Annotated in this window: 15 protein-coding genes; 10 read left to right on the forward strand and 5 right to left on the reverse strand. The window is 39.3% G+C overall.

The window, feature by feature from the left end; translation table 11 throughout:
* Positions 1-456 precede the first annotated feature (456 nt).
* Positions 457-3339, forward strand: a complete 2883-nt coding sequence (ileS, locus tag NWP17_RS13740; protein ID WP_280655461.1) for an isoleucine--tRNA ligase — start codon at positions 457-459, stop codon at positions 3337-3339.
* A 48-nt stretch (positions 3340-3387) separates the two neighbouring features.
* Here ileS and NWP17_RS13745 read toward each other — a convergent pair whose 3' ends face one another.
* Complete coding sequence (locus NWP17_RS13745; protein ID WP_280655462.1) at positions 3388-4272, reverse strand: ParA family protein; 885 nt, start codon at positions 4270-4272, stop codon at positions 3388-3390.
* Positions 4273-4562: 290 nt separating this feature from the next.
* Between NWP17_RS13745 and NWP17_RS13750 the strand changes: the two genes are divergently transcribed.
* Positions 4563-5930 (forward strand): AAA family ATPase, encoded by a 1368-nt coding sequence (locus NWP17_RS13750; RefSeq protein ID WP_280655463.1) that lies wholly within the window; start codon positions 4563-4565, stop codon positions 5928-5930.
* Positions 5927-6646 carry a ParB N-terminal domain-containing protein gene (locus tag NWP17_RS13755; protein ID WP_280655464.1) on the forward strand — a complete coding sequence of 240 codons (720 nt, stop codon included), beginning with the start codon at positions 5927-5929 and terminating at the stop codon, positions 6644-6646. Before NWP17_RS13750 ends, NWP17_RS13755 begins: the two co-directional genes overlap by 4 nt.
* Before the next feature lie 66 nt (positions 6647-6712).
* On the opposite strand, the gene NWP17_RS13760 is transcribed toward NWP17_RS13755, so the two are convergent.
* Positions 6713-7660, reverse strand: coding sequence for a glycosyltransferase family 2 protein (locus NWP17_RS13760; RefSeq protein WP_280655465.1), 948 nt, complete (start codon positions 7658-7660; stop codon positions 6713-6715).
* Between the two features lie 152 nt (positions 7661-7812).
* Here NWP17_RS13760 and NWP17_RS13765 point away from each other — a divergent pair, with 152 nt between their 5' ends.
* The gene (locus tag NWP17_RS13765) at positions 7813-9030 is read left to right on the forward strand and encodes a glycosyltransferase family 4 protein (protein WP_280655466.1); all 1218 of its coding nucleotides are present in this window, start codon (positions 7813-7815) and stop codon (positions 9028-9030) included.
* Between the two features lie 286 nt (positions 9031-9316).
* On the opposite strand, the gene NWP17_RS13770 is transcribed toward NWP17_RS13765, so the two are convergent.
* Positions 9317-9442 carry a hypothetical protein gene (locus NWP17_RS13770; RefSeq protein WP_280655467.1) on the reverse strand — a complete coding sequence of 42 codons (126 nt, stop codon included), beginning with the start codon at positions 9440-9442 and terminating at the stop codon, positions 9317-9319.
* Here NWP17_RS13770 and NWP17_RS13775 point away from each other — a divergent pair.
* The gene (locus NWP17_RS13775) at positions 9435-10601 is read left to right on the forward strand and encodes a helix-turn-helix domain-containing protein (RefSeq protein ID WP_280655468.1); all 1167 of its coding nucleotides are present in this window, start codon (positions 9435-9437) and stop codon (positions 10599-10601) included. The two genes, NWP17_RS13770 and NWP17_RS13775, sit on opposite strands and share 8 nt — an antisense overlap.
* 243 nt (positions 10602-10844) lie before the next feature.
* Here NWP17_RS13775 and NWP17_RS13780 read toward each other — a convergent pair whose 3' ends face one another.
* Both NWP17_RS13780 and NWP17_RS13785 read right to left on the reverse strand, forming a co-directional pair.
* Complete coding sequence (locus tag NWP17_RS13780) at positions 10845-11810, reverse strand: hypothetical protein (RefSeq protein ID WP_280655469.1); 966 nt, start codon at positions 11808-11810, stop codon at positions 10845-10847.
* Between the two features lie 11 nt (positions 11811-11821).
* On the reverse strand, positions 11822-12067 hold the full coding sequence (locus NWP17_RS13785; RefSeq protein WP_280655470.1) for a hypothetical protein: 246 nt from the start codon (positions 12065-12067) through the stop codon (positions 11822-11824).
* A 617-nt stretch (positions 12068-12684) separates the two neighbouring features.
* Between NWP17_RS13785 and NWP17_RS13790 the strand changes: the two genes are divergently transcribed.
* From NWP17_RS13790 to NWP17_RS13810, 5 genes are all read left to right on the forward strand, one after another.
* Entirely contained in the window at positions 12685-12846 is a 162-nt protein-coding gene (locus tag NWP17_RS13790) for a hypothetical protein (protein WP_280655475.1), read from the forward strand.
* Between the two features lie 324 nt (positions 12847-13170).
* Positions 13171-18246: an NHLP family bacteriocin export ABC transporter peptidase/permease/ATPase subunit gene (locus NWP17_RS13795; protein ID WP_280655471.1), complete on the forward strand. Its 5076-nt coding sequence runs from the start codon at positions 13171-13173 to the stop codon at positions 18244-18246.
* Positions 18247-18426: 180 nt separating this feature from the next.
* Positions 18427-19326, forward strand: coding sequence for a GNAT family N-acetyltransferase (locus tag NWP17_RS13800; protein WP_280655472.1), 900 nt, complete (start codon positions 18427-18429; stop codon positions 19324-19326).
* Between the two features lie 64 nt (positions 19327-19390).
* On the forward strand, positions 19391-21001 hold the full coding sequence (locus tag NWP17_RS13805; RefSeq protein WP_280655473.1) for an NHLP bacteriocin system secretion protein: 1611 nt from the start codon (positions 19391-19393) through the stop codon (positions 20999-21001).
* A gap of 673 nt (positions 21002-21674) precedes the next feature.
* A partial coding sequence (locus tag NWP17_RS13810) for an IS630 transposase-related protein (protein WP_280655474.1) occupies positions 21675-21771 on the forward strand: 97 nt, incomplete at its 3' end.

Genomic DNA, 21771 nt, shown 5'->3' on the forward strand with positions numbered 1-21771 from the left:
TTTCTATGTGTTTGGTTTGATTCAATTTGTCGCTTTGCTACCGCGAAGCCCGCCCACTATTTGTGCTAGTTGTGTCACTTATTTCAGTACACAAATACTATAATATAGCGATCGCCTGTGCCAGTTGCGTAAGTCCTGGTAATTACTCCATATTGGAATAGTAAATATTATAATGTATAAATTAGTCAAGGTTAAAAGCTGTTGTGTGGCTAAATCCAAATAATCTGTATTTCGTAAACATATGTAGTGCCGGCATACTATGACTACGCAACGCAAGCTATCGATGCGGAGGGGTGAGGGTTTTAATTTATGATAATTTTTACTTAATTCTTACTTAATTCTTACTTATATTTTAACCCTTGAGGCAGTATTGGGCAAAAGAGAAGATTTTGGTATTCAAGCTCATCTTCTATAATTGGTAGAATAACCAGCACATATAATCTTAGGCATGAGACTGTGACGGAACCTGGAAGCTACAAAGATACAGTAAACTTACCCAAGACTAAATTCGAGATGCGGGCAAACGCTATGAAGCGGGAACCGGAAATCCAAAAGTTTTGGGCAGACAATAACATTTACCATCGCCTGTCGCAAAACAACCCCGGCGAATTATTTATACTCCATGATGGGCCTCCCTACGCTAACGGATCACTGCATATTGGTCATGCCTTAAATAAAATTCTCAAAGATATTATCAACCGCTACCAACTGCTACAAGGGCGTAAAGTTAGATATGTGGCAGGATGGGATTGTCACGGTTTACCTATTGAGTTGAAAGTTCTGCAAAATATGAAATCAGCAGAACGGCAAGGTTTAACACCTTTGCAACTACGGCAAAAAGCCCAAGAGTTTGCCTTAGCTACGGTAGATGACCAACGGGAATGTTTTAAACGCTATGGTATTTGGGGTGACTGGGATCATCCTTATCTCACCTTAAAGCCAGAATACGAAGCAGCCCAAATTGGTGTATTCGGTGAGATGGTGTTAAAAGGATACATCTATCGCGGATTAAAGCCTGTTCACTGGAGTCCTAGTTCTAAAACAGCTTTGGCTGAGGCTGAATTAGAATATCCAGAGGGTCACACTTCCCGCAGTATCTATGGGGCTTTTCCGGTTACGGGACTGGCTGACCCAGTAAAGCCTGTGTTGGGTGAATATTTTGCTGACTTGGGTGTGGCTATCTGGACTACTACTCCCTGGACAATTCCAGGGAACTTGGCTGTGGCGGTAAATGGTGATTTGCATTATGCGGTGGTGGAAGTTTCACCTAGAGACCCAGAAACCTGGGGGAAATTTAAGTATCTAATTGTGGCTACTGATTTGGTGGAAAGTTTATCTACTACTTTAAATGTGGATTTGACAGTAAAGGCTACTTTTAAAGGGCAAGATTTAGAACACACTACTTACCGTCATCCTTTGTTTGACCGAGAAAGTCCCGTGGTGGTGGGTGGTGATTACATTACCACAGATTCCGGTACTGGGTTGGTGCATACTGCCCCTGGTCATGGTCAAGAAGACTACATTGTGGGACGGCGTTATGGTTTGCCTATCTTAGCGCCTGTAGATGATGATGGTAATTTCACCCCAGAAGCGGGGGAGTTTGCTGGGTTGAATGTGTTGGGTGATGGGAATCAGGCGGTTATTGATGCGTTGACTACTGCTGGTTGTTTGTTGAAGGAGGAAGCTTACGCCCACAAATACCCCTACGACTGGCGGACGAAAAAACCCACGATTTTCCGGGCTACAGAACAATGGTTTGCTTCAGTGGCAGGATTTAGAGAAGAAGCATTAAAGGCGATCGCTGGGGTAAAATGGATTCCTGCCCAGGGTGAAAATCGCATTACGCCAATGGTGGCGGAACGTTCTGATTGGTGTATTTCCCGTCAGCGTTCCTGGGGTGTACCCATTCCGGTGTTCTACGATGAAGCCACGGGGGAACCACTGCTAAATCAAGAAACTATTCACCACGTCCAAGGAATTATCGCCAAAGCGGGTTCCGATGCTTGGTGGGAAATGTCAGTGGAGGAATTATTACCAGAGTCTTACCGCCATGATGGCAAGTCTTACCGCAAAGGTACAGATACAATGGATGTCTGGTTTGATTCTGGTTCTTCCTGGGCGGCTGTGGTTAAACAGCGTCCAGAATTACGCTACCCGGCTGATATGTATTTGGAAGGTTCAGACCAACATCGGGGTTGGTTCCAGTCAAGTTTGCTGACTAGTGTAGCAGTCAATGGCATTGCACCTTACAAGACTGTATTAACTCACGGCTTTGTTTTAGATGAACAAGGGCGGAAGATGAGTAAATCTCTGGGGAACGTGGTTGACCCCCAAGTGGTAATTAATGGGGGGAAAGACCAGAAAAAAGAACCCCCTTATGGTGCTGATGTGCTGCGCTTGTGGGTATCTTCGGTGGATTATTCGGCTGATGTGCGTCTGGGGGGGAATATCATCAAGCAGTTAGCTGATGTAAGAAACAAGATTCGCAACACAGCCCGGTTTTTGTTGGGTAGCTTGCATGATTTTGACCCGGAAAAGGATGCAGTACCTCTGGAGAATTTACCAGAACTTGACCGCTATATGCTGCACCGTATGACTGAGGTGTTTGCAGAAGTTACCACAGCTTTTGAGAGTTTCCAATTTTTCCGCTTTTTCCAAACTGTGCAAAATTTCTGCGTGGTGGATTTATCCAACTTTTATTTAGATGTTGCCAAGGATAGATTATATATCAGCGCCCCGGATGCTTTTCGCCGGCGCAGTTGTCAAACTGTGCTAAAGATAGCTTTAGAGAATTTAGCACGAGCGATCGCCCCGGTGTTATGTCATACTGCTGAGGATATCTGGCAATTTATCCCTTACCCAACACCATATAAATCAGTGTTTGAAGCTGGTTGGGTGCGGGTAGATGAAAAATGGCGTAACTCTGATTTGGCAGAATTTTGGCAAAACCTGCGGCAAATTCGCAATGATGTTAACAAGGTATTAGAACAAGCCAGGGTAGAAAAAAAGATTGGTTCATCTCTGGAAGCCAAAATACTGCTATATGTCAAGGATGAGCATTTGCGTTTGGCGGTAAAAAACCTAAATCCTGACATGGGTAATGGTATCGACGAACTGCGGTATCTATTCCTCACTTCTCAAGTGGAACTATTAGAGACTCCAGAACACTTGCAAGACTTAAAATATAACTTGCAGTTAGATAACTGGGGAATTGGGGTAGTGGATGCGGAAGGGGAAAAATGCGATCGCTGCTGGAATTACTCTACCCATGTGGGGGAATCACCAGAGCATCCTTTATTGTGTGAACGTTGTGTTTCAGCTTTAGCCGGAGGGTTTTAGACAGCGGGTACAGGGGGATGAGGAAGATCATTCCCCATTTGCATACCCCTACAACTTTTGTAACAACTCCTGAGTTAACTGAGAAAATGCTTTAGAACCGGATGATTGAGGTGCATTTAACACCACCGGCATAAAACTATCTACAGCCTTAGCCACATTCATATCAATGGGTATTTGTGCTTTACAAATTTGTTCTACACCAAAATCTTCCACCACCCGGTGCATTACTTGTTTATAATATCGCCCATTTAACAAATTAGAAGTAGTCATACTAAAGACAATTCCCAACATTTTGATATCTATCTTAGCTTCTTGTTGATGAGCATCTTTTAATTGAGCAATGCGTCTTTCTAATAACTGAATACCCACCACAGATAAAGGTTCTGGTTTGGCGGGAAGAATGTAGAAATTACTAGCCGCTAAAGCACTACGAGTCAATAAATTATAGCCAGGGGCGCAATCTAACAGAATAAAATCATACTTTTCCCGCACTGGTTTTAAAATATTATTAATTAACACGCGTTCAAAGCGATTCCAAACCGTTTCAAAATCCTGCTCACCCAAAGCAGTGGCTTGTTGGTGCAGCATTTCTGACACCAGAAATTCATCATACAAGTCAATATCTCCGGGTAACAAATCAAGTTCCGGCAGATTACAAACCTGAGATTGAATAATATCTTGAATCGTCAGTTGAGCTTGTGACCCAGGATTGATAATTTCATCTATTAAACATCTAAATGTCTTGCGTTGTTTGCGAAGTTTAGCAAAAGCCACAGGAGACATCAAACTAAGTGTAGCACTGATTTGGCTATCTAAATCCAGCACCAGCACCCGCTTACCGTGATTTTTAGCTAAACAAGTCGCTATATTTACCGTCAGGGTGGTTTTACCCACACCGCCTTTCATATTTGCAGTAGCAATTACATATCCCATTGGTTCATTCCTCTGATAACGCATTCCCAGATCTAGTTTTTACCTCACCCAGACACCGAGAACCATAAAAGGTATAATTTAAATTCATGATAACTTTTATCCATGTAAATTGTAATTTTATTTGCCATCAATATAATATATTCATTTTTAGTAAAAAAACGCAACATAATTTTATTTATATACATATTATTAAATAATTTTTGATCAGTCGGTTGATTAAGCCTGTGTAATACTTGAATAAGTATGAGGTTTTTCCAGTGTGTTTAACCGTTATGTTGAGGTAAGGAATATTGCCTTTTAATCCTGAACTGTGTCGTAACGAAAGTGAAGTTGAAAGCAAACTCATAGTCCAGTATTTGTTGCCGCAACTGGGGTATACTCCCGATACGTGGCATCAAGAAGTTGTCCTTGGTAGCATTCGTTTAGATTTTTTAGCATTTGCGGTACAGGTCGTTCCCTTTATTTTAGATGCTAATTCGCCGATGAGTGTTGTCATGGAAGCGAAGCATCCAAAGCAAAATTTAAATAATCATGTCCTCAGACTCAGACATTATTTAAAAACTTTGAATGCGCGACATGGGTTGCTGACTAATGGTAAGGAAATCAGAATTTATGAGAAAATCGACAATGACATTCAGTTAATATTCCAGTGTTTAGGTCAGGATGTTGAGGAAAAAATAGAAGAAATTAAAAAGTTCCTCAGTAGAGACAGCCTAAAGAATAGAAATTTACTACACAATTCAAATTTTCAAACATTTGAAATTGATTTAAATATGGAGAACAAAAGGCAAAAAACAATGAAAATAATCGCAGTTTACCACAATAAAGGCGGTGTTGGTAAAACAACAACCGTAGTTAATTTAGCAGCTGCTATTCGTAAAAAAGGTGGAAGAGTCCTAGTAATTGACCTTGACAGCCAAGCTAACACTACATTTGCCACTGGTTTAATCAAATTTGATGATGAGGAATTTGATGATATTAAGGATTCTAATGTTTTCAATATATTAAGTTCAGAGGATCGTTTCCCAGTTGCAGAAATTGCCAGAAAATCCAACTTTTGTGATCCAGCAATTGAGGTACTTCCCGCACACATAAATTTGATCAAACAAGAACCTGAACTAAATGCTCTGGACTACAGCAAGGCTATACTCATTGAAAAACTGGAACAGGTAAGAGAAAAATATGATATTGTCTTGATTGATACTCCTCCTTCTTTAAATCTGTATGCCAAAATTGCTTTAATTGCTACAGATTATCTGATCATACCATCAGACTTAAAACCTTTTGCCAATCAAGGATTGAGTAATGTTAAAGATTTCGTTAAAAATATTGACGTGTTTAGAAAACAACTCAGAAAACCACCTATTGAAATCTTAGGAGTTCTTGCTGCTAAAATATCTACAAATAGTAAGTTTGTGCAATCTACCTTGAAAAAACGCATGGAAAAAATTCCAGTAAAGTATGATATTCCAATGATGGATACTGTGATTTACGAAAGAGATGACTTGGCTAAATGTGCCGAAAAAGTTTTAATAGTAGGAGACATGGAAATTCCAGATCCTATGTCTATTATGGACTTTAAACCTGATTCAACCTCTGCACAGGAATTTGAATTACTAGCTCAAGAAGTATTACGGAAAATTGGTTTGTCTTTATGAAACTATTAACGTCCCTCGTACCTGTTAAGAAAATTACCTGCACTCAACCCCGCTCAATTTTTTCAGATGACCAGTTAGAAAAAGCTGCTCAGTCTATTTTAGAATCTAAAGGAGTTATTAACCCTATAGTGGTTCGCCGAATAGATTTACAATCTTACGAGTTAGTAGATGGAGTGTTTGAATACTACGCTGCTGCTAGAGCTAGAGAGATAGATCCTCGTCAAGGAGAGATGATCACTGTATTTATTATGGAGCCAGAAAATGAGGAAGCTTTAACCAAGCAAGTAGAATTATTTAGAAAATCAAAGTCTGTTATTCCTAATAATCTTGTATCCACAGATGCAGATAATACATCATTACAACTTGCAAATATTGCATCTCGCCTAACAAATATGGAATCACGTTTTGATAATCGCACCCATGAATTACAAACCGAGTTTAAAAATGAGATCAAAAAAATTAATCAAAAATTACAAGAAATGGAAACAACAATTCCCAAGCCAATGGAACCGTTAGCAGCACTGAATACCTTAGAATTACCTGAATTAGCTCGTAAGCTAAAAGGAGTTAATGCCAAAATAATTGAGAAAATTATCAAGGAACGACAAACTAATGGTAATTTCAAATCCTTTAGCGATGTAGTTGCTCGTATTACAGGTTTAGGTGACAAAACAATGCTCAAGATTATTGATAGTTTTACTCAAGGCGGTATTTGACTTGCTCCCGGTCAATTAGCACACCCAAAACAAATCTAACATCACTCCTACCAGATAAATTTACGGTCACCCCCTAACTTGACGCAGCAAATTAACAGCCCGATCCCTCCACCCAACAGGTAAACCAGACAGGGCCAAACCAATCACAGCCTTAGCAGGGGAAAAAGCCCCACCTGCTAAAACAAGTTCCCTTCCTTTGTGAGTTTCACCCTTTTGAATTAAACGCAAACCCAATAATAATTGGGATTCTGCTAGGCGAGTTTGCCTAACTTTTTCTAATTTATCTGAATTAAACTGATAACTTTCCAAATACCGAATCTTATCAAACAAATAAGGAATGGCTCTATTAATACCTTGCTGTTCTGCATGGTAGCGATATTCCATTAATAATTCCGGTATGTAATAACCCTGTTTACCAGCCAAAGCCAACCGGACAAATAAATCATTATCCTCACAATTTTGGATATTGGGTAGCATAAAACCCAACTCTTGCAAAGTCTGGCGACGAAATAAAGTCGCCCCAATTTGGAAACTTTGGTTAATAAACACCACTTCTAATAAATTATCCACCACACCTGCTTTTAAATTACCCCGACCCCAACGCCTGGAATTTTCTTGAGTTTTTACCTCATCTCGGTTATTTTGAATATCAATAATCCAATGGTCAGTCCCAACAAAATCAATACTAGGATATTGATCTAGTATTGCCACAGTTTGGGCAAAAAAATTAGTAGTTAGCCTATCATCATCATCAAATTTGATAAAGTATTCACCCTGGGCAGCATCAAAGCCAGAGCGCATATTATTACTTTTACCAATATTTTGGTAATGACGGATATATTTAATTCTGTTGTCGCTATAGTGTGACATCAATTCAGGAGTGCCATCAGTGGAACCATCATCACAAACAATTAGTTCAAAATCGTGATAAGATTGGTCAAGGACACTTTCTATGGCGTATGGGAGGAGATTTTGGCGATTATATGTAGGAATGCAAACACTGATTTTAACCACAGGTACTAGTTTTAGTTGAACCTTAATATTTTATCTAAATATTTTATCTTAATATTTTATTTACATTATTTACCCTATAATCCCCAGTAAAGGCAACATTTTATCTGTGAATATACAAAAAATTTATCATATTCTCTAAAAATATTCCTGTTATGCACATCTTAATGCTGTCTTCTACCTTCCCCTATCCACCCACACGGGGGGGAACTCAAGTAAGGACATTTAATTTACTCAAATATTTGAGTCAACGTCACACCATTACCCTCGTAACTCAACGGGATGGGGATGTTAGGGAAACAGAAATTGCGGAATTGGGTGACTGTGTGGATCATCTCATGGTGTTTCACCGTCCCCCAGATCCTGGAACCCCATCGGGAATACTCCAGAAAATACAGCGATTAAGCCAATTTTTGCAGCAAGGAACCCCCCCCAGCGTCCTCAGTCGCTATTCACTGGAGATGCAAGCATGGATTGATAACTTTGTGCAACAGCAAAAATGTGATGTGATTACCTGCGAACATAGTGTTAATGAAATTTATGTGCGATCGCATTTTCACCAATCCCTGAGAACCATAGTTAATATTCATAGTTCTGTGTATGGTACTTGTCTCAACCAGCTAAAAACAGGCGTTTCCGAAAATCAGCTACGGGATCAAATCAATCTACCACTCTTGCGTCGTTATGAACAAAGGTATGGTGCAAAATTTTCAGCCATGGTAGTAACTACACAAGATGATAAAAGTCAACTACAAAAACTTCATCCTCACAGTCAAATTACAGTTATTCCCAATGGAGTAGATTTAGCCGCGTTTCCTTATCGTACCACAGATCCCGGAGGATACAAATTAGTTTTTATTGGTGCCATGGATAACTTAGCAAACATTGATGCTGTTTGCTTTTTCGCCCATGAAGTTTTACCACAAATTCAACGACATTATCCCCAAACAACCTTTGATATTGTTGGTTCTCGCCCAGCACCCCAAGTTTTAGCCCTGAAACAACAACCAGGAGTTAATGTCACCGGACAAGTCCCTTCTATGGTAGATTACTTACACAAATCAACAGTTTGTGTTGTGCCCATGCGGACAGGATTTGGTATTAAAAACAAAACCCTAGAAGCAATGGCCGCAGGTGTGCCAGTAGTAGCAAGCGATCGCGGTTTAGAAGGACTAGCCATAGACAACCCACCACGGGCGTTACGCGCCAATCAACCAGCAGATTACATCAGCGCCGTTAGTCAACTATTTAATCATCCACAACTGCGCCATCAATTATCTCATAATGGTAGAAAACTTGTGGAAACAGAATTCACCTGGGCAATAGCTGGAGAACGTTACAACCAAGTTTGTCTCGGACTTAATCATTACTAGCCATCAGTATACAGGCTGAAAAAATATGCTTATTGATCAGTATAAATATTCATAAGTTTTCTCACCAAAGGTAGAAGGAAGTTTAGATCACAAAATATAAAGTTTTAAGAAGTTAAAAAAGATCCTAAATATAGCATTGTGCAATGTTTAGCTAAGTCAACTATGGCGAATTTTGCCCAAGTGAGGTACATCCTTAGCAGGCAAGATGCCCGCAATACAAGACGATCATTTACATTTGTATATCACGTGTTAAAGAAATGCTATGGTGAGGCTAGCTGTGATTTGTTTAGGCAATGGATTCATGGTAAAATGGCTGTTGCTGTAGCACCACATTATACAAGTCAACAATATTGCTGTAGTGGACTTTTTGCCCAACCTCTGCAAGCAAGTAGTGGGAATTTAAGGTGAACATAGAACAATTTATTCAAAGCACACAGGCATTGCAAAGCCGTTTGGCAGACCTATATCAAACAGCTAGCGTATTACCTTGGATTCCACCGGAACTGCTACCCCAGGCTTTTAAGGAACTGTATAGCACCTCCAAAATGGTGCAGTTAGCCGCTCAGGAACTTTATCAGCACCATGAAGAACTGATTAAAACACGAAATTGGCTAGAAGCTGAACACCAACGCTACCAAGACTTATTTGAGTTTGCACCAGAAAGTTATTTAGTCACGAATAGAGAAGGAATCATCCAAGAAGCCAATCTGGCCGCAGCCCAACTGCTAAACGTTTCCAGACAATTACTCCTAGGCCAACCAATAGTTAATTTTGTTCGCCTGGAAGAAAGAGAACCCTTTAGTAGTGAAATCAGCCAGCTATACCATTCAGACGGGGTTAGAGAATTAGTAGTGCAGTTGCAACGAAATGAGAGCGAATCCTTTGACGCTGCTGTAACAGTAGGGGTAGTGCGTAATCAACAAGGTAAAGCAAACTCCCTGGGTTGGCTACTACGTAATATTAATGAACGTGAGAAAAAAAACACAGAATTAATCAACAACGACAGTGATTTAATTAAAAATCGCTCTGTACATAAATATACTAGAGGAGACAATATTCCCCTTAATCCTGTACTAGTGTGGTATGTTCGCCAAGGCTTAGTTAAGTTAAACACTTTTTGTGAAACTGGCGAAGAAACATTGATAGGATTAGCCGCACAAGACATGGTTTTTGGCTCTAGCATGACCTCTTTACCTATTTATCAAGCCACAGCTTTAGAGGATGTGAAATTAACCTCAATTTACGTAGCAGAAATAGCAGTAAACCCAATTTTGAGCCATATTCTGTTACCAAAAATAAATCAACGCCTACAACAAACAGAATCTTTTTTAGCCATTGCTGGTAAGCGACGAGTTGAAGAAAGACTATACCATGTACTACAATTTTTCAAACAACAAATTGGTGAGCCTGTACCAGAGGGAACTCGCTTACGTGTTCGCCTAACTCATGAAGATATCGCTAGTGCCTGCTGTACCACCAGAGTTACAATCACTAGATTGATGGGAAAATTGCAACAAGAAGGTTTAATTAGTTTTGACTCTAAAAAATATATTATTTTGTATAAACGCTAATTGCTCAACTTGAGATTTTAACAAATCATTAAACAATACAGTTCAGTTAAGCCTAAAAGTCAACCTCTACATAGGTTGGGTTGAGAAACCCCAGGGGTAGCCTTCTTTTGAAAATAACCCTTGAAAATAACCCTTGAAAACAACCCAACACTTGCAGGACTACAATTTTCTTAACTGAACCACATTGGCCTAGGAATCCAAAATCTAAAATCCCAACCAAATTAAGTTAAGGAACTTCCTACCTTATCTCCCCTTACTTCCCTCTAACATCAACTGGGAATCCCAAGTGTAGAAGCCGATTTTGTCAGGAACTCTAGAAAATCGCCCTGTTCGATATCCTCGTGATAGTTCATTCAGTACCTTGGTTTTCACCTCTCTAACTTCTTGCTCATTTAGTTCTCCATAAATACCAATAATGATTTCCCTCACGCTGAAAACTCTCCCCGAATGTTTTTCCAAAAAGTTAGAAAGAGCATCTATCAAAAACTGACCCTCAAATTCTTTCCGCATGGGAATAACATTAGTCTGGGGAGTTGGTACTAGTTTCCTCTTTTGATCTTTCCCAGCGTGAGAGTAACTTTTGGTCTGATTAGACTTGACCAAACTTAAATCCAGAGTATAGCAACCAGGCTCATCAGGAATACTTGACCAAACACGCCTTTCTCTACCTTGTGTCAGCGAGGATTGCACTCTACCTTTGACAACTTTAAAGATGGATGGCTCTAAGTCTCCATACAGCGATCGCACAATAAAATCTATATGACATACAGTACCGATATGTTCTTGCAAGAGACTTTTAATAGCTTCCATCCGACTTTGAGTTTGATATTCAGGAACCATGGGAAGATCCGGCACCCTAATTGATTGATCTTGATGTTTACCAGGTTCTTGAATCTTTCTATCTATCTGCCAGTTATTTGACTGTTCTAATTCAGACTGGTAAGAGTCAACAGTCTCATCAGCTACAGATAACAATGAATCTTGTTCTGATGACAAATCAGCTGCAGGAAGCATCTCCAGTCTAGCCAGATTGGCGTTGACATCTGGTCCAGACCAGTTAGACAACAAAGCATCTACATGATTAAGCTGCGATCGCGCCTGAGTGTACAAGGTTTCATACTCTTTAACGAGGCGAGCATAGTATTCTCGTAACTCTAGCAGTGGAGCGAGAAAGTCTTCTGGAGGTTCTAGTGGTAATAGGTTATTCATCAAACTTGAAATCATCCTAATTCTGTATCACTTTTGTAGATCATTGGTCTAGGTTTTGCTCTTTCAGATGACTGATGGGATTTTTTGGGCGCTTGGGGGGGTCGGCACTGTTCACAATATAATGGACGGGGACCAAAAGTCTCTCTTTGTGTAGTTTGGTCGCATTGCTTACAGACAAAATGGAAAATACGAGTGTGAATCTGTCTTTTATGCGCCCGGACAGTATATTCTCTCACGTGAATGAATTTACTTGGCATAATCCTCAAAGTGCGAATTTTATTCCTATCAATATAGCTATTCAAGCAAATAAAATGTGATCCGTGTATGTTCAATTGTAAGTCTTATGCAAATCATTGATTTTGGATCAGGTTAACTTGCAAGTAAGCAATAGGCTATATTTTTGAGATACATATAGTTAATTATCGCAATTTAAGTGTATATCGCCCATATCCCTCTGGGGTGCTAAATATAGAAATTCCGAATGTTTATATAAAAAATTATGTCAAATTGGCGGAAGCGTCCATATTGCAATTAAGATCACGGGTTTTTCTCCCGGTCACCAAATGAGATAAAAAACTACTTCACATACGAGGAAGCGGTTATCTGATTAAACCCTTGCCATTTGCAATTGTCCAGACCTTTAAACACAAAATTTATGAAGATTTATCAATAACCACATTTTTTCTCAATGTGGACAAATATACTCTTACGGGAGACTGTAAAAATTATTTTATAATCTACCTTGGGAAATATTTGAGGAGTTACTTTAGCTGCAATAAAAATAATTGTCAGTGATTTTCAAATGGACCGAGAGCGACTATAAGACTACTTCGGTAGCAGGTTCGGAGTAAACTTTCAAGAGTCACTCCACCTGATGGTCGGTGAGTATGTCAAGGGAGAAAATAACTGGACTGGTCTCGTGGGGTGGGGTGTAACAGCAGCCATTGCAGGTTCACTCGGTAGTTTGTTTGGACTATTCTTTGGACTATTCTGGGCTTTATATTGCGATCGCCTAGTTTTGCAACCACAATTTTAATCATTCATCATTCTAACATTGTACCCCGCCACACTGCCAAGTTAGCGGGAGTTCTTTTGCAGCATTCATTAGATCAAACAGAATTGACCGAAATATCAACGGCGAGTAGAGCTACTGGCTTCAGACATAGCCGATAGAGATGTTCTTTACACTTCTATTGGACGTAAGTCTGGTAAAAGCAAGGAACGTCACTGATGGTGGAATCCCCTCGGATAGCGTGGGGAGTGTCAATTGTTTCAGAAAAAAAATTAAATTAGTAGTAGTTTTAGTTTTGAATTGGTTTATAATTTTCCCGACAGGGGCAAAAAAGAATAAATCACTCAAATGAGAACTAAGACCAAACCTTTTTTACAGAGAGAAGCAGTAGAGTGTGGCGCGGCATCATTAGGAATAATTCTCAGGTACTACGGGCGAGAAGAGTCTTTAATTGAATTAAGAGAAAAGTGCGGAGTTAGTCGAGACGGTACTAGTGCCGGTCAAATTCTGACAGTCGCCCAAGAATACGGGTTAAACGCAAAAGCTGGCAAAGCTACAATTGCCTTTTTAGAAACACTAGATTCTCCCGCCATTATTCTCTGGCAATTTAACCATTTTTTAGTCGTGGAAGGATTAGACGACAAAAAAGCCTATCTTAATGATCCCGCCGTGGGGCGTAGGCAAGTTAGCCGGGAAGAATTTGATAAATACTATAGCGGTATTGTTTTGTTATTCGAGCCGAGCGAGAATTTTGTTAAAGCCAGAAAAAAAAGAAATTTCCTGCTTCACCTCAGCAAATATCTACAACACTCCCAAACAGCAGTAGCCCTAATTTTCCTAGCTGGATTTCTACTCAGCATCCTTCGTTTAATTATCCCCGCCTTTAGCCTAGTCTTTGTAGATCAAATATTAGTAGAAGGCTTACAAGATTGGCTGCGCCCTCTGTTATTAGGCATGATCATGACTCTCATTCTGCAATTCATCACCGCCAGGATGCAATATCTTTTCCTGCGGAAACTAATGATTAAACTCTTAGTAACCATGAATAGCAGGTTTATTTGGCATATTCTACGACTACCCATTGACTTTTTTGCCAAACGATTAACAGGAGATATCAGTTCTCGGGCTGCCTTAAATAATGAAACAGTGCAACTATTAAGTAGTGTTGCTGATACTTTAATTGATGCAGTGATGGTCATCTTCTTTGCCATATTAATGGTCTTCTACAGTCGGTTATTAGCATCAATTACCATTGTTAGCGGTGTGATTAATGTAATTGCTCTGTTTTTAATTCGCCGTTTCCGTATAGAAGCAACCCTGGCTATGAGTGCAGAAGAAGGTAGACTTCATGGTTATTTGTTGAATAGTTTACTAGGTATTGAAACTGTTAAAGCTGGAGCATACGAAAACTATTTATTTAGAAGAATTGCAGGGATTCACGCCAGGGTCACCAATCAACGACAAAGATTAGCCATTCAAACCCAAACTTTATCACTGTTACCCACTTTTTTAAGTACTCTCTCCTCTGCGCTGATTTTAATTTTAGGTGGTTTACAGGTAATGGAGGGACAAATGAGTATTGGGATGTTAGTAGCCTTTGGCAGTATTTCCAGCAGTTTTTTAACACCCTTGGGTAAATTACTCAGTTTTGCCGGTACTCTACAAGAGTTAGAAGCCAACTTAGAACGTCTTGATGATGTTTTAGATCATCCTTTAGATGAAGATTTAATGGTGACTCAAGCTATAGAAAGCAGCATTAATATTACAGATTATCAACCATTAACAGGTAAAGTCACATTAAAAAATATTACCTTTGGCTACAACCCCCTACAACCGCCATTAATAGAAAACTTTAACTTACAAATTCAACCAGGTTCCAGAATTGCTTTAGTAGGCAAAAGCGGTTCCGGTAAATCCACCATTGCTCAGTTAGTTTGTGGTTTATATCAACCGCAATCAGGAGAAGTTTTATTTGATGGTATCCCCCGCCAAAGAATACCCCGTTCTGTTTTAACCAAATCCCTGGCTATGGTAGCTCAGGATATCTTTTTATTTGAAGGTACGATTTGGGAAAACTTAACCATGTGGAATCCCACTATTAAAGAATCAGATGTCATCCGCGCTTGTCAGGATGCCAACATTCACGATTTTATTCTCACTTTACCCAATGGCTACCAAACTCAACTTTTGGAAAAAGGAGTAAACTTATCAGGGGGACAGAGACAACGGTTAGAAATCGCCAGGGCTTTGATTAATAATCCCCAAATTTTGGTATTAGATGAAGCAACTAGCAGTTTGGATGCTGAAACCGAGCATATTATTGATTCTAATTTACGTCGTCGGGGTTGTGCTTGTTTAGTGGTAGCCCACCGTTTAAGCACCATTAGAGACTGTGATGAAATTATTGTTTTAAGAAACGGAAAAGTTTTAGAAAGAGGTAATCATCAATATTTATGGGAACATGGCACTTATTACCGTGAATTATTAGAACTTAAAGAAGTGAGCTTACATGAAAACTATGAGGATAAAATTACCCAATCGTTAATCAGTCAGCAAATTATAGCCACCAATGACACCTATTCCCAATCTATCCATGATCATGTCAGGTTTACTCTACCAAACTCAAATGGTCATGCACTATCCTATTATTTACAAGGTAATACCCCCCTTATCTTAGATCAACCTGATTGGATTTGGTTCGTTAAATCAGGTACTATAGACATTTTCTATTCAGAGGCTACAGATGCAATATTAACAGGTAATCGCCATTACTTATTTAGTGTGAAATCGGGGGAATTAGTTTTTAATTCCGTTGATTGGAAAACATCGGGTAAATTATTAGCTGTCTGTTTTGAGCCTAGTGAGTTAGTTAAACTCGAATGGCAGAATTTACCAAATTACTGGACTGTGCAAGATTTTGATATACTTGATTATTTAACTAATCAGTGGATTTCCCGTATTAAAGAAGCGTTTACTAACTATTCTAAACAGTCAGGCACTTTAAATGAGTTGATGTTGTCAAACAAGACCCCTGATTTATCTAACCCACATCACCTAAAATTAGCAGCTACACAATATCAGATAAAAGTGTTAACCATTAATCAGGAATTGTGCCAACAATTGCATCAAATTCTGGTTAAAGAAAAAATAGAATCTCTCCATAATTTAAGCAGTTTAAAAGATTATCATCAGCAATCCCTAGGGGAAACGATCAATAACTTTGATGCCTTAGTCAGGTACAATGCAAAAGATACAAATCCCTTTCAAGGTTTTGTTGATGATCCGCTTCTGAATGCGGTGGGAGCAGTTGCCCGTGTTACTAAAATCACAATTACAGCACCGCGACACAACCCCAATCAAAATCAAAGAAATACTACTGGTTCAGATAACTTACCTGATGCAGAAAGGATTTATTTAGAGGAAATTGTCAGAAATTCCAGATGTCGAATGCGGGAAGTACAGTTAACAGGAGATTGGTGGCAAAATGAATTGGGAGCCTTGTTAGGCTGGTTAACTACCGAGAATTTGCCTGTTGCTTTATTACCGGACAAAAAACACCAATACTTAGTTTACCATCCCCAAACTCAAGCTAAAGTCCCTTTAACACCCCAACTCGCCCAAGGAATCTCCCCCCAAGCCTTTGTATTTTATCGCCCTTATCCCCTAAAAATTAACAATGTTTGGGAAATTTTCCGCTTTAATATCCAGGGCTATGAACTAGATATTATTAAAGCCGCGGTGGTGGGGGTGATAATTAGTTTGACAGGGATGATCACCCCCCAAGCCAACAAAATTTTAGTTAACAGTGCTATTCCAGATGGCGATCGCCTGTTACTATGGCAGCTTGGTTTAGGCTTATTAGCAGTTACATTAGGAAGTACTTTATTTAATTTAGTCAGAAACTTGATTTCCCTGAGAACAGGAACAGGCATAGAGACACAATTACAACTAGGAATATATGACCGACTCTTTCGCCTCAGCCCCAAATTTTTCCGTCAATATAGCACTGGTGACTTACTAGTTCGCATTGCTTCCATCAATCAAATTTTTAGCCTCATCGGTGGTGCAACAGGAACAACCATTTTTACCAGTTTCTTTGCCTTGCTTAACTTAGGTTTGATGTTTACTTATAGTCAGCAATTGACTTTCATTGTTTTAATCATCAGTGTAATTATTTTCATCATCAGCCTCGTTTCAGGTTTAATTTTAGTTCGCTTTGAACGCCAACAAGAAGAACTAGCCGGTAAAATTCAAGGTTTTACCGTAGAACTTATTAATGGCATTAGTAAGTTGAGAATGACTGCTGCTGAACCCATGGGTTTTGCAGTGTGGGGGAAAAAATATCAAACAGAACTAGCGCTAAATAACCGCATCTTTGAGTTTAACGACATTCTCTCCATCATTAATGAAGGGGTATCTTTGTTAACTTCGATTTTAATTTATTGGTTTGTAGCCCAAATTATTTTTAAAGCCCAACTGGAAGGTACAAAGCCCACTCTGGATATTGGTACATATATTGCTTTTAACTCAGCCATGGGGGTGTTTTTAGGCGGTGTTACCTCCTTAAGTAATACCATAACCGATGTCATCGGCATTATTCCCTTGTGGGAAAGAGCTAAAAGTATTATTCAAGAACCAATTGAATTTAATCTTAACCGTAGCAATCCGGGGAAGTTGCAAGGACGCATTACCCTCAAAAATCTTGTTTTTGCCTATCCCCTACCCACCGCATCAACTCAGCCATCGGCAACCACTCCAACTATTATCCATGATCTGAGTTTAGAAGTAAAACCCGGTCAGTTTGTTGCTATTGTTGGACCCTCCGGTAGTGGTAAATCCACCCTGTTCCGTTTACTTTTAGGCTTTGAACAACCCCAACAAGGAGAAATTCTGTACGACGGTAGAAATTTAGCAGAATTAGATTTAGAAGCAGTGAGACAACAATTAGGGGTAGTGCTACAAGATAGTAGATTAATGACAGGAAGTATTTATGACAACATTAGTTGTGATGGTTTAGTTGAACCAGAAATTGCCTGGGAAGCCGCACGTCAAGCCTCTATTGCAGAAGATATTGCCCAAATGCCCATGGGTATGAATACAGTAGTAAGTGAGGGCGGTGGTAATCTTTCTGCAGGACAGAGACAACGTTTACTAATTGCCAGGGCTTTAATTCGCCGACCAAAAATTCTGTTATTTGATGAAGCCACCAGTGCTTTAGACAACAAAGCCCAAGCGGAGGTGACAGCCAGCTTAGAAAAGTTAAATGTCACCCGTATTGTTATCGCCCACCGTCTCAGCACTATTCGCAACGCCGATCGCATTTATGTAGTATACCAGGGGCGTATTTTACAAGTAGGTAACTTTAGTCAATTAATCCAGCAAGAGGGGTTATTTCAGCAGTTGGTCAACCGTCAGTTAGCGTAGTCTAAATATGCCCGCAATACACAATCTGTATTATTTGTTGTTACCCTATTTTGTTTAGTCAACCATATCAAAGTATAAATTATGATACAAGCGTGGTATTATTTATAAATTGGTAATCCTTTCATGCAATAACAGGCTTTGAGTAAAATTTGTTGTTAACTATTACCAGGGTCAAAATTTATGGCAACAATCAATTTCACCAATATTTCTCATACTTCCACAGAGAAATATTTAAAGCTCACTTATCCCGCCTATCGGGAATCTTTACAGAATATTGATAGCCACCCCAATTTAGTAGCGATCGCTGCTAACAAAGGAGAACAAGCAGTGGGTTTAGTCTTGGCGGGTATATCCACCAATGAAAAACCCGCGCGCATTCTATCACTGTTTGTTGTCCCTGATGCTCGCCGGCAAGGAATTGGTAGTGAATTATTAACTGCAATGGAAACTGAACTGAAACAGCGAGGTTGTGAAAAGATCGAATTAATTTATCTTCCCAATCCTACCACCCCTTATTTAAACAAAATCTTAGTCAAAAATAGTTGGAATTCTCCCCAGACTCGGTTGTTAACCTGCTTATGCACAAGGGAAAGTATTAAGGATTTACCCTTGTTGAAAATCGAGCGAAAAATGCCCCCAGATTATCAAATTTTTCCTTGGTTAGAGATAACTGCAGATGAAAGAAAAAAAATTATTGCCAATGCTGAAAATTCCCCTTGGAATTCATTAGGTTTAAATCCTTTTGTGGAGGAAGATATTATTGAACCCATTGGTAGTTTAGGCTTAAGATATAAAGGTGAAGTTGTTGGTTGGATGGTTACCCATCGTGTAACACCAGATACTATTCGCTACACCAGTTTATTCGTTAATGAAAATTTGCAAACCTTGGGTAGAGGTATAGACTTAATCATCAGAGCAATTAATTTGCAAAGATTTCATGATAAGCTGAAAAAACTACAACAGGCTAGTTTTGCAGTTGGTATGAATAACCCTAAGATGGTTCAATTTACCGAAAGAAGATTAAAACCTTATTGTAGTTCTTTTCGCCAATCTTTTGGAACTTTGAAATCATTTGAATAACTTGACTAGAGCGGTTTTCGCTGCTTAGTCTTGTACTACAAGACGATCATAATTCTCACCTACCATGAATCAATCTCCAAATCCAACCCCCGCCAATGCCAGATTCTCACATAATGTTGTTTCCCCAGAAAAATTTGATGAACTGATTAAAATTGTCAAACCTAGAGATTGGCTTTCCATTATTACTGCTAGCTCAATTGTCGGTTTGATAGTGCTGTGGGGTATATTGGGCAGCGTCCCTGTAAAAGTATTAGGGAAAGGACTCTTAGTTTATCGTGAAAAAATTAATGATTTACAGTCATCCATCGCCGGCACAATTAAAGAAATCAAGGTAAAAAACGGTGATTGTCTTCAGGAAAACCAAGTAATTGCTATTATTGATCCCTCAGATATTAAACAACAATTAGACCAAGAACGCACTAAATTAGCACAGATACAATCCCAAACTACTCAAGCAGACTTATTACAACAACAACAAACCGACTTAAAAAATCAAACCATTGAACAACAAAAAGCCAGCCTAGAACAGCAATTAACAACCCAAGGAGCATTAACACCAGTTTTAAAACAACAAGGTATTGACAGCATCAATCAACAAAAAGCTAGTATTCAACAAAAACTACAGGATTTACAACAACTTAATCCCCAACTGCAAAATAACAGTTTAGTCAGTTTAGAGAAACAAAGAGTCAGTTTACAACAGCAATTTCGCAATAATCAGCAGTTGATACCTAAACTCAAAAATAGATGGGAAACCAGACAGCAACTTCGTCAACAAGGTGCATTATCAGAAGATCAAGTTTTACAATCAGAGTTAGAGTACCGAGATGCAGTGCAAAAAAGATCAGATATAGAAGCCAAGTTGCAAGAGTTGAAACTACAAGAAACCCAAATACAAAAACAATATTTAGATAATTTAAGCAGTATCAGTGGGTATCAAGCTCAACTAAAAGAGCTAACAGTGCAAGAAACAGAAGCAAAACGCAAATCTCAAGAAAACCTCAACCTCATCAGCAAACTAGAAGCAGACATCAAAGAATTGAATAGTCAACAACAAGGAATTATTCAAAGAAACTTTCAGGAAAATACTGCTAGAGAAAATGAAATTCTCGCCACTCGTAGCAATATTGCCCGTTTAGAAAAACAATACAACGACAACCGAGAAATTAAAAGCCCTGTTGCTGGTTGTCTCCTAGAACTAACGGTAACAAAGGGGGAAGTAGTCCAGCCCAGTACCCGGTTAGGAGCCATCGCCCTGGAAAACAATCGAAAGTTAGAAGGTGTAACCTATTTTACTATCGCCGACGGCAAAAAAATCAAACCAGGGATGTCAGTCCAAATTACCCCGGACACTGTGAAAAGAGAAAGATTTGGCGGGATAATGGGAACGGTTACAGAAGTTTCTTCTTTTCCTATTACCAGTGAAGCAGCGAGTAAAATAATTGGTAATCCGGAGATTATCAAAGCTCTGGGCGGTCAAGGTGCTTTAATTGCAGTTACCAGCCAACTTAAACCCAACTCCAATAATTTTAGCGGTTATCATTGGTCATCATCTCAAGGACCACGGTTACAAATAACCCAAGGAACAACAACAACAGTATCAGTAAACATTGAAAATCGCCGTCCCATCACCTTTGTCATTCCAATACTACGGGAGTGGACAGGAATATACTAAGTTTGGGCGTTCATGTCTTCGAGTTTTATCAGGAATAAATAGCAGTTAGGGGGTTAAACCCCCCTAATAATTTGCAGCGACAATAATGGCTTGTTAATTATTGCCTAATTGTGGTTTGAGGCTTATTTATTCCTCTCTTGCTCCTTGGTATTTTGATATTTATTAACAATCAACTTAGGGAAAAACTGCTTTATCCTATAACTGCTTCAAGCCCCACCCTTAGCAGCTGTCCTTATTAACCGCTGAGTTTCAGTGTCAACTGGAGGAGCAGGAGGCTGATATGTGCCCTCTATAAGGTCAATATCAAGTGGTGCGGGAACAAGACGCCGAGCATAATCTGTAACTTCTTTAACGGCCTGGGTAACAGGAGGTGGAGTAGGTGGAGTAACTTGTGAGTTTCGTCCTTTATTGGTTGCGTATAATTCCTCGAGATGTGTTTGGCTCAACTCCTCGAATTCGTTCAGATCAATGTCCTGTTTGGTTTCTGAGCTTACAGTTTCCTTCATGATAGTTATCTACATCCTCTTAGTGGGTAAGTTGATGTACTTAAACTAGCACTCTTACACTTGAACTACAACCTCTCGGACTTTAGTATTTTTTATATAGTAGTTTAACTTAAGAATGAGACAAAAAGAGTGTAAGATTGAAGAGAGAAGGTATGGGAGTAGAAATCATGGCTTATAGTTTAGATTTAAGACAAAAAGTAGTAGATTATATAGAAAATGGTGGTAGAGTCACCAAAGCGGCGCAAGTGTTTGGAATAGGAAGAG

This window comes from Chrysosporum bergii ANA360D (assembly GCF_029891735.1).
Classification (GTDB): Bacteria; Cyanobacteriota; Cyanobacteriia; order Cyanobacteriales; family Nostocaceae; genus Umezakia; species Umezakia bergii.

Bases quoted from the DNA above. Each gene is read 5' to 3' on its own strand.
- NWP17_RS13745 (WP_280655462.1), bottom strand. From the start codon at position 4,272: ATGGGATATGTAATTGCTACTGCAAATATGAAAGGCGGTGTGGGTAAA.
- NWP17_RS13755 (WP_280655464.1), top strand. From the start codon at position 5,927: ATGAAACTATTAACGTCCCTCGTACCTGTTAAGAAAATTACCTGCACT.
- NWP17_RS13765 (WP_280655466.1), top strand. From the start codon at position 7,813: ATGCACATCTTAATGCTGTCTTCTACCTTCCCCTATCCACCCACACGG.
- NWP17_RS13770 (WP_280655467.1), bottom strand. From the start codon at position 9,442: ATGTTCACCTTAAATTCCCACTACTTGCTTGCAGAGGTTGGGCAAAAA.
- NWP17_RS13780 (WP_280655469.1), bottom strand. From the start codon at position 11,810: ATGAATAACCTATTACCACTAGAACCTCCAGAAGACTTTCTCGCTCCA.
- NWP17_RS13785 (WP_280655470.1), bottom strand. From the start codon at position 12,067: ATGCCAAGTAAATTCATTCACGTGAGAGAATATACTGTCCGGGCGCAT.
- NWP17_RS13790 (WP_280655475.1), top strand. From the start codon at position 12,685: ATGGTCGGTGAGTATGTCAAGGGAGAAAATAACTGGACTGGTCTCGTG.
- NWP17_RS13795 (WP_280655471.1), top strand. From the start codon at position 13,171: ATGAGAACTAAGACCAAACCTTTTTTACAGAGAGAAGCAGTAGAGTGT.
- NWP17_RS13800 (WP_280655472.1), top strand. From the start codon at position 18,427: ATGGCAACAATCAATTTCACCAATATTTCTCATACTTCCACAGAGAAA.
- NWP17_RS13805 (WP_280655473.1), top strand. From the start codon at position 19,391: ATGAATCAATCTCCAAATCCAACCCCCGCCAATGCCAGATTCTCACAT.